This window comes from Bowmanella pacifica (genome assembly GCF_014645355.1).
Lineage (GTDB): Bacteria > Pseudomonadota > Gammaproteobacteria > Enterobacterales > Alteromonadaceae > Bowmanella > Bowmanella pacifica.
The window spans coordinates 560,249-575,150 of record NZ_BMLS01000001.1 but is presented as its reverse complement, the minus strand read 5'-3'; the positions used below and the strand labels follow the sequence as shown (position 1 = coordinate 575,150).

General features: G+C 50.4%; 12 protein-coding genes. 10 read left to right on the top strand and 2 right to left on the bottom strand.

Annotated elements, in window-relative coordinates:
- The first annotated feature begins 1 nt into the window (after position 1).
- Genes IEX02_RS02285 through IEX02_RS02275 form a run of 3 tightly spaced genes read left to right on the top strand, consistent with a single transcriptional unit; the run spans position 2 to position 3,033 of the window.
- Positions 2 to 901 (top strand): glucosamine kinase nucleotide-binding domain-containing protein, encoded by a 900-nt coding sequence (locus IEX02_RS02285; protein ID WP_188689691.1) that lies wholly within the window; start codon positions 2 to 4, stop codon positions 899 to 901.
- The gene (murQ, locus tag IEX02_RS02280; RefSeq protein ID WP_188689688.1) at positions 902 to 1,855 is read left to right on the top strand and encodes an N-acetylmuramic acid 6-phosphate etherase; all 954 of its coding nucleotides are present in this window, start codon (positions 902 to 904) and stop codon (positions 1,853 to 1,855) included.
- Positions 1,855 to 3,033 carry an exo-beta-N-acetylmuramidase NamZ family protein gene (locus IEX02_RS02275; protein ID WP_188689685.1) on the top strand — a complete coding sequence of 393 codons (1,179 nt, stop codon included), beginning with the start codon at positions 1,855 to 1,857 and terminating at the stop codon, positions 3,031 to 3,033. Before murQ ends, IEX02_RS02275 begins: the two co-directional genes overlap by 1 nt.
- Positions 3,034 to 3,084: 51 nt before the next feature.
- On the opposite strand, the gene IEX02_RS02270 is transcribed toward IEX02_RS02275, so the two are convergent.
- On the bottom strand, positions 3,085 to 3,942 hold the full coding sequence (locus tag IEX02_RS02270; protein ID WP_188689682.1) for a MurR/RpiR family transcriptional regulator: 858 nt from the start codon (positions 3,940 to 3,942) through the stop codon (positions 3,085 to 3,087).
- A 96-nt stretch (positions 3,943 to 4,038) separates the two neighbouring features.
- On the opposite strand from IEX02_RS02270, the gene IEX02_RS02265 reads away from it, so the two are divergent.
- The 7 genes from IEX02_RS02265 (at position 4,039) to IEX02_RS02235 (ending at position 14,017) form a co-directional block, all read left to right on the top strand.
- Positions 4,039 to 6,867 carry an FAD-binding and (Fe-S)-binding domain-containing protein gene (locus IEX02_RS02265; protein WP_188689680.1) on the top strand — a complete coding sequence of 943 codons (2,829 nt, stop codon included), beginning with the start codon at positions 4,039 to 4,041 and terminating at the stop codon, positions 6,865 to 6,867.
- Between the two features lie 150 nt (positions 6,868 to 7,017).
- Positions 7,018 to 7,458 (top strand): peptide-methionine (R)-S-oxide reductase MsrB, encoded by a 441-nt coding sequence (gene msrB, locus IEX02_RS02260; RefSeq protein ID WP_188689677.1) that lies wholly within the window; start codon positions 7,018 to 7,020, stop codon positions 7,456 to 7,458.
- 145 nt (positions 7,459 to 7,603) lie between these two features.
- Positions 7,604 to 8,326, top strand: coding sequence for an ABC transporter ATP-binding protein (locus IEX02_RS02255; protein WP_188689675.1), 723 nt, complete (start codon positions 7,604 to 7,606; stop codon positions 8,324 to 8,326).
- 8 nt (positions 8,327 to 8,334) lie between these two features.
- Entirely contained in the window at positions 8,335 to 10,326 is a 1,992-nt protein-coding gene (locus tag IEX02_RS02250; protein ID WP_188689673.1) for a TonB-dependent receptor, read from the top strand.
- 9 nt (positions 10,327 to 10,335) lie between these two features.
- On the top strand, positions 10,336 to 11,772 hold the full coding sequence (locus IEX02_RS02245; protein ID WP_188689670.1) for a DUF3526 domain-containing protein: 1,437 nt from the start codon (positions 10,336 to 10,338) through the stop codon (positions 11,770 to 11,772).
- The gene (locus tag IEX02_RS02240) at positions 11,759 to 13,111 is read left to right on the top strand and encodes a DUF3526 domain-containing protein (RefSeq protein WP_188689668.1); all 1,353 of its coding nucleotides are present in this window, start codon (positions 11,759 to 11,761) and stop codon (positions 13,109 to 13,111) included. Before IEX02_RS02245 ends, IEX02_RS02240 begins: the two co-directional genes overlap by 14 nt.
- A gap of 132 nt (positions 13,112 to 13,243) precedes the next feature.
- A complete protein-coding gene (locus tag IEX02_RS02235; protein ID WP_188689665.1) occupies positions 13,244 to 14,017 on the top strand; it encodes a peptidylprolyl isomerase in 774 nt (257 codons plus the stop codon).
- Here the strand turns inward: IEX02_RS02235 and IEX02_RS02230 are convergent.
- Positions 14,001 to 14,885, bottom strand: a complete 885-nt coding sequence (locus tag IEX02_RS02230; protein WP_188689662.1) for a hypothetical protein — start codon at positions 14,883 to 14,885, stop codon at positions 14,001 to 14,003. The genes IEX02_RS02235 and IEX02_RS02230 overlap by 17 nt on opposite strands.
- Positions 14,886 to 14,902 lie beyond the last annotated feature (17 nt).

The following is a 14,902-nucleotide window of genomic DNA, read 5'->3' as shown; positions in this document are numbered from 1 at the left end:
CATGCAAACAGACTATATTCTCGGTATAGACGGCGGTGGCAGCAAGACCCTGGCGCGCTTGGAACACCTTCCCAGTGGCCAAAGTTGGGAAGCGCGTGGAGAAGCCTCATCGCTGAGTTTAGGTGTGCCGCAGTCGGTGGCCAGAATTCTCTCTCTGGCTGAACAGTTGGCCGAACAGGCCGGTTGTCGCACCCAGGATATTCGTGCGCTGGCTGGGTTAGCCGGCGCTGGCAACCCGCGTTTTTGTACGGATGCCATGGCGGGCTTCTCTGGTCACTTTCAACAGATGACGCTCTGTTCCGATGCGCGGACTTCCGCCTATGGCGCTAACCTTGGTGAGCCAGTAGTGGTTGTGGCGCTGGGCACAGGTTCTGTGGCGATGGTGCTGGATAGCCGTGGCGGTGAGCGACAAATCGGTGGTTGGGGCCTGTTGGTGGGGGACCAGGGCAGTGGTGCGCGTTTGGGTGTTAATGCGGTGAGCGGCCTGTTATGGGAACTGGATCTGCATCAAGGCCAAGCACATTCTGAACTGGGCAAGATTTTGAAACCGCAGTTAGGACAGGATAAGGCGGCTATTTTGCAGTGGCTAGCCTCGGCTACGCCCACCCATTACGCAGCACTGGTACCTTCGGTACTGAGCCTGAAAGACCAATGCCCGGTAGCTGCAGAGCTTTTTGCTGCGCATTTACAGGAAGTGTTGCGTCTTATCGACGCCAGCCGCCAGCATGATCAGGACTTACCGTTGGTACTGACCGGCGGGCTTGCCGAACCGACCATGGCTGCCTTAACTGCTGATAGCAATTTAAATTTAATCCGTGCACGCGGGACTGCCCTGGATGGCGCTTGTCTGCTGGCACGTATATCTGACGACGTTACTTTGAACAATGAGGAAGCCAAGTAGATGGCATCGAACCAAGACAAGCTGAAGAACGAATCCGTTTTGCTACAACAACTGGATCAAATGGTTTCTGAAGGACGCAACCCTGAAACCTACGATATTGATTTGCTCAGCACTGAACAGATTCTCGATAAGATTAATCAGGAAGATCAAAAGGTTGCCCTGGCTGTTCGACAAACCATTCCTCTGGTTGCCCAGGCTGTAGATAAGATTGTTGCCTCATTCGCTAAAGGTGGTCGGCTGATTTATATCGGTGCCGGAACCAGTGGCCGTCTTGGTGTATTGGATGCGGTGGAATGCCCGCCAACCTTCAGTGTTTCTGACCAGCAGGTAATTGGTATTATTGCCGGTGGTGAAGGTGCCATGTACAAAGCAGTGGAAGGCGCTGAAGATGACCCTGAATTGGCCATCACAGACCTGCAAAAGATTGGTCTGAGCGGTGACGATGTGTTGGTGGGAATCGCCGCCAGTGGGCGCACCCCATACGTGATATCTGCGTTGCAATACGCCAAGAAGCTTGGCGCGCCTGCTATCAGTGTGACCTGTAACCCCGACTCTGCCGTGACCAGGGAAGCCGATATTGGTATTTGTGCCACGGTAGGTCCTGAAGCTTTGACTGGCTCCACGCGCATGAAGTCTGGCTCGGCGCAAAAAATGGTGCTGAATATGCTGACTACCACGGCCATGATCCGCAGTGGGAAGAGTTATGAAAACCTGATGGTGGATGTAAACGCCAGCAACCAGAAGCTATACGCTCGGGCTATCCGTATCGTTATGCAGGCCACTGACTGTGACCACGAAACGGCGCGTGAGGCATTGGCCAAAACCGGCTTTAAAGCCAAACTGGCCATTTTGCATGTGCTCACCGGTTTAGAGCGTGAGGAAGGACAAGCCTTGCTTGATCAGCAACAGGGCTTTTTGCGTAAAGCGGTTGAATCTGCCAGAGGTGAAAACTAATGTTTAAATGGCTGCTTACTGTGATGATGGCGACGAGCTTGTTGGCATGTTCCAGCCATGTTACTAAACCAGCGGAGCAATTCCGTATTGGGGCCGAGCTGGATGGCTTGTATCTACCCATGCTTGAAGGTAAACGGGTCGGATTGATTGTTAACCAAACCTCTATGGTGGGTGAGCAACACCTGGTGGATTTGTTATTGCAAAAAGGCGTTAAGGTACAGCGCATCTTTGCCCCTGAGCATGGTTTTCGTGGCGATCACGATGCGGGTGCCAAGGTGGACTCGTCTATCGATGCTAAAACCGGGATCCCGCTCTATTCCATCTATGGAAAAACACGCAAGCCCGAGCCAGAAGCACTGGCGGACTTAGATATCATCCTGTTTGATATTCAGGATGTTGGGGTGCGTTATTACACCTATATCAGCTCCATGCATTACATGATGGAAGCGGCCGCTGAAGCCGGTTTACCTTTTATGGTACTGGACAGGCCCAACCCCAATGGTGACTACGTTGATGGCCCGATGTTGGAGCCGGAGTTCCGCTCTTTTGTCGGCATGCATGAAATTCCGTTGGTGCATGGTCTGACTGTAGGGGAGCTGGCCCATATGATCATTGGCGAAGGCTGGCTTAACACCGATAAGACCCTGTCGTTAACTGTGATTCCAATGCAAGGCTACCGTCATGATATGCGCTATGAATTGCCGGTCAGACCCAGCCCAAACCTGCCCAACTATGTGTCAATTCGTCACTATCCGTCATTAGGCTTTTTTGAACCCACTCCGGTAAGCATAGGTCGTGGAACCGATTTCCCATTCCAGGTTATCGGCCATGAGAGTTTGTATGTCAGTGCGGATTCTCCCTTTAGCTTTAAGCCGCGTTCCATACCCGGCGCTTCAACGCATCCAAAGTTTGAAGACGTTGAAATTCAGGGCGTGGATCTACGTAATTTTGAAGCCAAGGGACTGGATATGAGTTATCTGGTTAACTGGCATCACAAATTCGCAGCAGCGGGTGAGGAGTTTTTCACCAATCCTGGCTTTATGGATAAGTTGGCCGGTACGGATAAGTTACGTCTGGCGCTGGCCGAAGGCTTAAGTGAAGCCGAGATTCGTGCCCAGTGGCAGCCAGCGTTGCAAGATTATCTGAAAATGCGTCAGGACTATTTGCTTTATCCTTGAGGCTGACAGGCTAAGTAAAAGCAGGTATCCAGCGGGTACCTGCTTTTTGTGTTAACGGCCGCTGACACGGAACTCGCGAATGGCCTGGTTGGACACTTCGAGTAGTTTTCGACCTTTTGAGGATGACTGGGTGAGCAGAATAAATAAGGTGTCGATAACAAATTCCTGCGCCGTGCGGGCCAGAATCGAAGATAAACGCGCCGAGTTTTCGTCTGATACCGTGTAGAGTTTGACGTCGGCCAGTTTGGAAATGCTGTTATTGCCATACCCGGTGAGACTGACGATAGTCACACCATGTTTTTTGGCCAGTTCAGTGACGGCGACTTCTTCACGGGTTTCACCCGATTCACTGATAACAAACAACAGATCCTTACTGGTATAGTTGGCCACGTTGGCCATCTGCACGTGGTTGTCGCTCTCGGCTATGGCTGACATACCGAGCTTTTGTAATTTGAATGACAAGTCCCGGCCCACCAGTGCAGAGCCGCCCACACCGCAGATAAGTATACGGTTGGCTTTTTGCAGCATAGCCTGAGCTTGTTCGTAGGTAGACTGCTCGTTAACCCCTTTAGTATTGGTTAACACCGCGATTTTACTGGACAGCAATTTTTCTGTTACAGCGGTATAAGTGTCATCCAGGGAGATTTGTCCATGCAGCCTGGGTTTTTCGTGCTGCTGGGCCGAACGCAAGCTGTCATTAATGGCGAACTTGAAATCCGGATAACCCCGGTAGCCTAACTTTTGGGTGAATTTCACCACACTGGATTGGCTGACTCCGGCTTGCTGGGCCAACTTCTGGGACGACAGATCGCGAATGCTTTCAGGGTGGGACAAGATATAGTCCGCCAAGGCCAGTTCACTGGTGGAGAGGTTGTCGCGCATGGCTTTGATTTTTATGAATGTTGACATGGTGCGCCACTCTAAGAGGTCAATAATAAGCTATTCGACACATATTAAATGAAGACGAATAATTTTCACAACTTACAAACCAAAATGGGGCAGATAATGCAGCAAGACCCGGTAAATAAGGCTGACTTTCAAGGTTTTGTGGATGAGATACAGACCTTCTTACCCGCGCAGGATATGTATTCAGATTTGCCCCGACGATTAGCCTATGCAGGCGATGCCAGCTTTTATCGACTGATTCCCAAACTGGTGGTGAATGTCCAGCACTTGGAGCAACTTACCCGCTTGGTTGCCTGCGCCAATGCTTATGGGGTTGCGCTAACCTTTCGTGCTGCTGGTACCAGCCTGTCTGGGCAGGCCGTGACAGATTCGGTATTGGTATTGCTGTCCGAGCACTGGCGCGGCGCCAAGGTGTTGGATGATGGTGCCAAAATTTGGCTGCAACCTGGCGTAATAGGGGCTCAGGCTAATCAGTTGCTCAAGCCATTAGGACGAAAGATAGGCCCAGACCCGGCATCGATTGACAGCTGTAAGATAGGGGGCATTGCTGCTAATAATGCCTCGGGTATGTGTTGTGGGGTGAAACAAAACAGTTATCACACTGTGGCTGATATTCATGTGGTATTAGCGGATGGTAGCCGCCTGGATACCTCCGATCTTGCCAGTGTGGAGAGGTTTAAAACCCAGCGACCTGATCTGTTGGCTGGTTTATCCAAACTGGCTCAAAGGGTCAGGAATAATCCGCAGCTAAGCGATAAAATTCGCCATAAATACCGGCTTAAAAATACCACGGGCTATGGTATCAACGCCCTGCTGGACTTTGACCAGCCCATTGAAATCCTTAAACACCTGATGATTGGCTCAGAAGGAACGCTGGGCTTTATCGCGGATATTACCTATCACACTGTTGTAGACGAGGCGTTTAGGGCCTCGGGCTTGTTTGTATTCAGCGATATCCGCTCTTGCTGTGAAGCCGTGCAACTGCTGGCATCGGCACCGGTGAGTGCGGTGGAGTTAATGGATGCCAGAGCCCTGCGTAGCGTGGCTGAGAAGCCAGCAATGCCTGCTGGCATGGCGCAATTGCAAGACAATGCCGCCGCCTTGCTTATCGAGGTTACCGGTGAAGATGAAACGGCGCTGAAGACACATTTACAAGCCATATCTAGTATCTTGAAGGGATTTGAATCGTCGCTCTTAGCGCAGGTACCGTTTAGCCAGGAGCCTGGACGGAATCAAGCCTTATGGGCCATTCGCAAAGGCACCTTCCCCGCGGTGGGAGCTGTGCGTCCGGCGGGCACCACAGTTATTATCGAGGATGTGGCTTTTCCTGTTGCCCAGCTAGCCGAGGGGGTGGAGAAACTCCAGGCTTTACTGGTGCATTTTGACTACCAGGAAGCGATTATCTTCGGCCACGCGTTGGAAGGAAACCTGCATTTTGTCTTTACCCAATCCTTTAATAAGCCTGAAGAAGTGCAGCGCTATGGCGAGTTTATGCAGGCGGTGGGCGAGCTGGTGGCGGTGGAATTTGGCGGTTCGCTAAAAGCAGAGCATGGTACCGGAAGGAATATGGCGCCTTTTGTGCAGTTGGAATGGGGAGAAGAAGCCTACCAACTGATGCAAGATATTAAGTCCCTATTTGATCCTGCAGGCGTGTTGAATCCAGGTGTGATAATCAACGCCGATGCCAGCGCGCATCTGAAGGATTTAAAACCAATTCCATCGGTAGACCAGGAACTGGATAAATGTATCGAATGCGGCTTTTGCGAAGCCGTCTGCCCGTCACGGGAGCTGAGTTTGACGCCGCGTCAGCGTATTGCCCTGCATCGTCAGATTCAGGATACCGGCAGCGACTTGTCGGATGAACAAAGAAACGAGTTAAAACACGCTTATCAGTACCTGGCGGTCGATACCTGTGCGGCCACCGGCCTTTGCGCCATGCGTTGCCCTGTGGGGATTAATACCGGTGAATTTATTAAGTCGCTGCGCGCAGAACAACCCAAAGGAAAATGGCTGGCCGGTATGGCCGCCGAACATTTTGCTGCGGCAGGTGTTGTAGCCCGCTTTGCGCTAAATGCCGCCAAAGTCACGCATAATGTGTTAGGAGACTCGGCCACCGGAACCTTGTTTAATAGCCTGAATAAGGTCACCAAGGGGGCGGTGCCAAGTTGGTATCTTGCTTGGCCAGGGGGAGCTAAACGGGCTAAGCCTGAACATAAAACCGCCGCGCAAACCGTGGTGTATTTTCCTACTTGTGCCAACCGTATGTTTGATGCCGACAGTCGGGCGGAAGATCGCAGGCCCTTACCTGAAGTGATGGCCAGTGTTTTAGCTAAAGCCGGTTACCGGCTATTGGTGCCACAGAATATCGATGCACTGTGCTGTGGCATGCCCTGGGACAGTAAGGGCCATAAGACCTTGGCCAGCCAAAAACGCAAGCAAAGTGCGGAGGCATTATTGTCGCTGGCTAAACAGCAGGATCTACCCATTTTGGTGGATGCCTCGCCTTGTGCATTGCAGTTTAATCAGGAAGGTCTGAATGTGCAGGAAACCGCCCAGTTTCTGCATCAGTATGTGTTACCCAAGTTACAAATCAGTAAGCAGCAACAACCTGTTATGCTGCATGTCACATGCTCCAGCAAGCGTTTGCAAGCCGAGCAGCAATTAGTTGAACTGGCCAGGGCCTGTGCAGAGCAGGTGGTGATCCCCAAGGACATTCAATGTTGTGGTTTTGCCGGGGATAAGGGCTTTTTTACTCCGGAGCTTAATGCCAGTGCACTCAAAGGGTTACAGCAACAAGTACCAGCGGATTGCCACCAGGGGGTATCCAACAGCCGTACTTGTGAGATTGGCTTAAGTCAGCATAGCGGGATTCCCTATCAATCCATCTTGTACTTACTGGATAAGGTGAGTGTTACGCAGCCGGTTTAAGCCGGCTGCTTTGTTTGCCTCCCCATTTGGCCGTTCAGATGCAGCAAGCGGGTTTGAAAGTTTTATGCTGTTGAATCAGTCTTGATACATACTTGTCATCAATAGCATAGGTTGACGGCTACAGGTAACTGGCCGCGAAGGAAAGTCATCATGTTAAATTGGGCAGATGTGATCAATTTTGCTAACCAGGGTAACCCCCAACCACCGCACAAAGTGCAGAAATCCGAACAGGAGTGGCGGGAGCTGCTGGATGAAGAGGTTTTCAAGGTAACCCGACTGCATGGTACCGAGCGACCATTCAGCTCAGAGATGTGCGCCAAATTTGAACCAGGCTGTTACACCTGCGCCTGTTGCAATACCTTACTGTTTGATGCTGGTCATAAGTTTGACAGCCAGAGTGGTTGGCCATCCTTTACCCAACCGGCCAATATCGAATCGGTGGCCTATGTGATGGACGAATCGCACGGTATGCGACGCATCGAAACCTTATGCAATGTCTGCGATGCCCACCTTGGTCATGTCTTCCCCGATGGGCCACCGCCTAGCGGTCTGCGCTACTGTATTAACGCTGTGGCATTAAAAAAGCTCTAGTTTATTTAATTGAGTAAATTTATTTCTGTTCGCAATACTCATAATTGATACGTTATCTCATTTCTTCTGGAGTCTTTATTTGTGATGTTATAACATCCCTTGTTTGCGGGTGAAGTAACATACAAAACAAAGGGTAACAATAACCATGATAGAACTCAGGCACGTCAGCAAAGCCTTTGGCGGGCATCTGGCGTTGGATAATCTTAGTTTTAAAGTTCAGGCCGGGGAGGTGATGTGCTTACTTGGTGCCAATGGCGCGGGTAAAAGTACAACGCTGAATATTCTGTTGGATTTTATTACACCGGACAGTGGAGAGGCATGGGTTGATGGCGTCAATGTGCAGCTTGAGCCACATAAAAGTAAACAGCGTCTGGTGTATCTGCCGGAAAACGTCAATTTGTATCAGGAATTTAATGCTATTGACAATCTTAGCTATCTAGCAAGGCTGTGCAATCACGTTCCTGAGCTTAACGACATCAGACGGGCGCTGCAAAAAGCCGGTTTGCAAGAGGATGCATGGTTGCAGCCGTTGGCCAGTTATTCAAAAGGGATGCGACAGAAAGTCGGTATTGCTTTTGCCATCTTACGCCGATCCCAAGTATTACTGCTGGATGAGCCAACATCCGGCCTGGATCACAGTGCTACGCGAGAATTCATCAAAATCATTGAGCAGTTAGCTAAACAGGGGGCGGCCATATTGATGGTAACTCATGACTTGTACTGTGCGCATACGCTGGCCACGCATATTGGCATTATGAAACGCGGCCGCCTGCTGGATGTGTTTGCTAATCAGCAACATTCTCTGGACAGTCTTGAGTACCTTTACCATCAACATATCAGTGGTATTACCCTGGAAAAAACGGCCTGATTTCTCATATGACATACAAACTCAAACTATTGGCCAACACCGTACTGGCCTCTTTTTATGCTGGTACTTCGCTGGCCGATGAAGCACCTGATGGTAGTTCTCAAATTGTGATTGGCGAGCGCATAGAAGTCATAGGCCGTCAAAATGGCGTGCAGCAATCTAGCCTCGCAGGCTCCGTGGACCTTATTAATCGCGACCAACTACAAAACGAACATGTCAATGTCACGGTGGATTTACTGAAGAAAATACCGGGTATCTATTTTGCGCGTTTTAATCAGGGCATAGTGTCTACCGACTTTGCCATTCGCGGTTTTAATGGTGAAGGGTCAATGCCTCATGTGAAACTGCTGATCGATGGGGTGCCAAGTAACTTGCATCTTGGGCTGGCTGAAATGGATGCGCTGTTTCCCATGGAAGTGGAGCGCATGGAAGTGGTAAAAGGGAATCAGGACGTTCGATACGGTCTGCACAACCTGGCTGGATCCGTGAATATGCATAGTCGACGTGACCAGGCTAGTGAAGCAGAGGTGTTGTACGGCAGTTTTAATACCCGCGAAGCGCAGTTTTATCATGGCCACAACGGTGAGCGCTTTTCCCAACACTACTTTGTCGGTCACAGGCAAACCGATGGCTATCGGGATCACGCAGAATTGGAGAAGCAAACCTTCTCAGGTAAATGGTTTTATCAGTTGTCTCCCCAAACTGAATTTGGCGTGATTGCCCGCTATTTTAATTATGAAGCTCAGGCGCCGGGCTACCTTACCGAGGCGCAAAGTCGTCAGGACCCTAGCCAGTCTGCCAGCTATGCGCAAGATGACACTGGAGATAAACAAACCCGCCATATCAGTTTGCACTGGCAGCATGACACGGGAGCCGACTGGCATTTCAATGGCAAGTTGTATTGGCAGCAGTTCGACCGTCATCGATATCTGCAATATACCGCGACGTCTCCACAGCAAGAGCGCTTGGAGAAAGATCAACAGCAGGGTGCCATTCTGCAGCTAAGTCGTAACTTGGGAGAGAACTGGTTATTCCTGGCGGGACTGGATTATCAGGCGCAGGACAACCAAAACAGCCGTCATGTGACCGAAAAACGTGTCCGCCAGCGCACCTTCCGTAATTGGGATTTTAGTTACAACAATTGGGGAGGCTACAGCCAGCTTCAATACCGAGAGGGGCCCTGGACAATTAGCGGTGGTGTGCGGGTGGACAGATTCAGCGGAGAATTGCTGAATCTGCTTAGTCAGCAAACTCGTCATCTGAATGACAATGGCACCACCGTATTGCCCAAATTCAATCTGTTGTATCAGGTCAATGATGACCTGAATTTGTTTGCCAACTACGGGGTCAGCTTTCAGGCTCCTACGGGGGCTGATGCATATGTTAAGGCCGGTACTGAGCATAAGCTTGCTAAAAACTATGGCTATGAGAGCGGTGTGCATTGGCAACCCACAGCATGGCTGAATAGCCGTTTATCCTGGTGGCAACAAGACGCCAGGGATGAGTTAACCCCGAAAACCGACGGTTCAGGCGACTTCGAGAACCTGGGTGAAACTCGCCGCCGGGGCTGGGATTTAGCCCTTAGCGCGGACCTGAATGCGGATTGGTCGGGCTTTGCCTCTTATACCAGACAAAAAGCGACATTAACCGAACCTGGGCCCGGAAAGATCGATAGCAAAGGGAACTGGCTGTTAGGGGTTCCAGCCTATACTGCCACACTGGGATTGATATACAGCGGCCTGGATAAGTTAAATGTGGCGTTATACGGCCATTGGCAGGGGGATTATTATGTCTCCAACTTTGTACAAGCGCAGCGCTATGGTGACTACAGGCTGATTGACCTGGCATTTAACTATGATTTTGGGTGGGGAAATGCCGGTCTTCGTATTAACAATCTGTTTGATACTTACCACGAGTATGTCTACCTCCTGGGCGCTGAAACAATCCATTCACCCGCTGATGGCCGAGGGGTAAACCTCAGCCTGTCCTATCACTTTTAGGAGCTGAGGATGAGTATCAATTGGACAGTTTGTTGCCACGAGCTAAAACGAAAGTGGCATAACCAAACGCTGAAGCTGTTGTTCCTGTTAGCGCAATTTTTGCTCGCGCTAGTACTGTGGAACAGTTGGCAGCAATATCAACAGAACCTGGTTGTGCAGCAAAGTGCGCAGGCCATGGTGGAAGAACAATGGCTAGCCCAGCCAGATCGCCACCCTCATAGGGTGGCACATTTTGGTCATTTTGCATTTCGGCCGCCGGGCATGTTGAGCTTTTTTGATCAAGGCGTGAACAGCTGGGTAGGGCACAGTGTCTTTCTGGAGGCGCACAAGCAAAACAGTGCCAACTTCTCAAAAGATGACAATGCCGAACTGCTACTCAGGTTTTCCGAGTTGTCGGTAGCCAATACCTTACTGCTGATATGGCCATTGCTGTTAATTGCCATGGGGTTTGCCAGCCTAAGTGGTGAGAAAGACAGTGGCACCTTACAGCAACTGGTTTCGCTGGGCGTTAGTTTCCGGCAATTGCTGGTGGGCAAAGCACTGGCATATCTGCTGCTTTCCCTGGCTTTTATACTGCCGGTATTCTGTGCGACCTTGCTGCTAGCGGCTTTTTCTGAGGTGGGGACTGACATCCAGCAGTGGTGGCGTTGTTTACTTTTGTTGGCTGTTTATCTGCTGTACTGCCTGATTTGGGTGGCCTTAATTCTGCTGTGCTCTTTACTGTCATCCACCTCACGTCAGTCTTTGAGTGTATTAGTGACCTTGTGGTTTGTGTTAACGGTTCTGATGCCGCGCGTACTGGCCGATAGCGCTGAGACCTTGTATCCGCATTTGAAACGAAACGATTTTACCCAGACAGTAAAATCCGAGGTGCGTAAAACAGGCAACAGTCACAATCCTGATGATCCGCATTTCAACGCGTTTAAAGAGCGCATACTGGCTCAGTATGGGGTGACGCGTGTTGAGGATCTGCCGGTCAACTACCGAGGTTTGGTGATGCAAGAAGGGGAGCGGATTACCGCGGAGATTTATGATCGCCACTACCAGGCACAGTTGCAGCGATTTGCCCAGCAACAAGCCTTTGTCGGCCATTTTTACTGGTTGAATCCCTATCTGGCAGCGCGGGATCTGAGCATGGCGTTAAGTGGCACCGATAGTCGTCACTTCTTTGACTTCGAGCAACAAGCTGAGTCGCATCGTTATGCCCGCATTCAACAGCTCAATAAGCTGCATGTTGAGGAAGTGGATTATCACGATGACCGTGGGCAGCGTCTGTCCGCCAGTTACTGGCAGACATTTCCTGCCTTTCACTATGCCTTTCCTGCCTTAAGCTGGTCTCTGTCTGGGATGGGCAGAGCGACGTTATCTGCGTTGCTTCTGTTTGGGATGTTGCTGATATTGCTGTGGTTGCCGACTGTACAAAGGAGGGCGTATGTCCGTGTTTAAATTTGAGCTCAGACGCATGTTCAGCGGCAAGGCCAATAACCTCAGCCTGCTGGTGTTTTTATTAAGTGGCCTGCTGGCGGTTTATTTGGGAGCGTTTAACTATGACAAGCAAATGCAGGACCAACAGAACACCGCTTTGCTTTTTGATAAGGAGAAAGAGCAAATCAGTGGCGCCGCGCAAATCCCGGAAGTGGGATCACTGGCCTATTATGCGTCGGTGCCTACTCAATGGCAGTTGTCACCTTGGGCGGCATTGTTCTCAGGTCAAAGTCAGTATCGACTAACGGCCATGCGTCTGCAGGCTTTGGCTTTGCAGGGGCAGATCTACGGCCGCGAACTGATCAATCCAGCCAGAAGCCGGGCGGGCGGGTTTGACCTTGGCTTTGTGCTGGCCTATCTGTTACCCATTCTGGTCGGCATTGTTACGGTCAGTTTGCTGTCAGAAGAACGGCAAAGTGGCCGCTGGCGAATGCTTAACGCCTTGTCTGCGCACACCGGAGCGCGACTTATCATTAGGGCGCTGTTGCTTCGTTTTGCTCTGGTTGCCTTGCTGGTTTGCCTGTTATTCGTTGTGGCTGCTGTGGTGGTAGGGCTACCGCTAGACGGCCTTTTCGTGGCCTTTATCGGTATCAGCTTGCTCTATTGTTTGCTGTGGTTTTTGATCGCAGGGCTGATTATCAGCCTGAATCGTGATTCTCTGTACAACAACCTGGCTTTCCTATCTGTGTGGTTGCTCTTAGCTGTATTACTACCGGGGTTGGTGCACTTACAGCAAGGCCGCTCCTTTGACGCACAGTTGCCTTTGAAAGCGGCGGTTGAACAGCGTCTGGTGATGAATAACGGTTGGGATCAGGATATGCATCAGGCATTGGTTGACTTTGCTGAGCATTATCCGCAGTTCACAGAGCAGCTTGATTTCAGCGGGCGCTTTCACTGGAAGTGGTACTTTGCCATGCAGCATTTAAGTGACCAGGCGGTTGAGGATAAATGGCAGGCTTATCTGATGGAACATCAGGCCAGAGATAGGCAACTGGACAAGATCAGTTTGCTGTCTCCCAGTTTGTTGTTGCAGCGCTACCTGTATGCAATGGCAGGAACAGATAGTCAGGCGTATTTTGCGTACCTTGAGCAGATCCGTGACTTTCATCGCCAATTACGCGAGTTTGTTTACCCTTATCTGTTCGCTGATCGGCAAATGGACGCTGATGATTTCAATGCCTTTCCAGCGTTTGTGGCAAAGCCAACGGCGCAATACCCATTACCACTGGCCTTGGTCTTGTTGCTTGCCGGGCTTGGAGTATTACTAACCTGGCGATTTAATCGTCTGGCAAAAGTATAAAGTATGGGGCGAACTTGTTCGTCCCTGTGCTACAGGCAAACACAAAAGAACACAAACTGATAAGGTTTTTCCCTTGCCACCCGCTTAAGCTTTCCTTTTGAGTTAATTCTTATACTTAGTGGGAAAGCGCCAATGAAGTTATCGCGTCATCTTAATCTTGTCCTGGGAACGGGTTTACTGGCACTGTCTGCTTGGTCTGCACAGGCTACTGTGGTTGAAGTACAAACCGTCATGGGGAATTTCAAGGTCAACCTGTATGACAGCAAAACCCCAAAAACAGTGGAAAACTTTCTTGGCTACGTAAAATCCGGCGCTTATTTCAATAATGTAGTCCACCGTTCCATGGATGATTTTATTATTCAGGCGGGTGGGTACCAGTTTGACGGTGAGCTGCCGCTTAACACCCTGAGTAAAGGGCCGTCTGTCGTCAATGAACCTAAGTTGTCCAATGTACGCGGTACTATCGCCATGGCTAAGCAAGCGAATGATCCGGACAGCGCCACCTCCGAGTGGTTTATTAACCTGGAAGACAACAGTGCCAACCTGGATTTACAAAACCATGGTTTCACCGTGTTTGGTCAGGTGTTGGGGGATGGTATGCAAGTAGTGGATGCGATTGCCGCTCTGCCTACCTTTAACAAAGGTGCGGGATTCCGTAATATGCCGCTGCGCCATTACAGCGATGCCGACGCTGATATCGCAGGCGAAAACCTGGTGCTGATTACCGATATAGTGGTAGTGGACGCCGCCATTAATACGCATCCGGAGCTTAATCCTGTTCCAAATACCCTGATTAACCAGTTGCCAACGTCTGAAAGTTCCAGCTCTGGCGGTAGTCTAAGCTGGGGTGTTTTGCTTGCGGGGATGCTGGTGGCGTTGAGACGCAGGTTTAGTTTGAAATCTTAATCTGTTGCTCTGGCGACTGACTTAATACCCGCCGTTGATACTGATGCCAGAACTCCGGGCTGGCATCAGCAAACCAAAACTCCAAATTGTGCAAATAGGCGGCTGAGCGAAGTACGCTGGGTAATGCCTCATTAATACGGCCAATTGCCTTCTCTCCCCATTCACTATTACTGCATCCCACTGCACCGATAATGGCACTGTGCCGGTTTTCAGCAATCGGCAGATAGGCGAGGGGGAGGCGGGTGGTTAGCTCGAAGTAGCGGCCAATAACCGGATAGTCCAGGCTGTAATCCAGTTTCTTCGCTGTGACCAGGCGTAGCATGGTCATTGTTGGTGCTTCGCCGGCCAATTGTATATGCCGTTTATCCTTATCGGCGTAGTTATTCAGCAAGGGTTGCAGATGTTCACCGTATTGCCGTCCTAAGGGTCTGACAAAAGAAAATTCGGGATCCTGCAACAGGGTGGTCAGTGATATTGGTCGACCATGTTTAGCCTGCAATTGGGCTGCTGCGTCCGGGCTGGTAAAAAGTTGGTGAGGTTCATAATACAAGGTGGCATGGGAATAGGTGGTATCTAAGGTGTCTGCACGCTTTATCATGCAGGGAAAGCATAAGGGCGCACCTTGCTCGCGTAGTTTGGCAATTCTGGCTGGGGGCAGGTACATCACTTCGTGATGGCCGCTCAATGAATCTTGTAGTTGCTGGGTTAAAACATCACAAAAACCTTGTCCTTGGTACTTTCCTTGCAGAATATGAAAGGGTGGGGCATCGTTTACCGCCCAGATAAAATGAGGTTCGGTGGTCATATCCTGGCCGAGTAAATAACTACTGATAAGTCCTGCTGACAGGGAGAAAAAAGCGCAGCGCATCCTAATTCCTTCACATT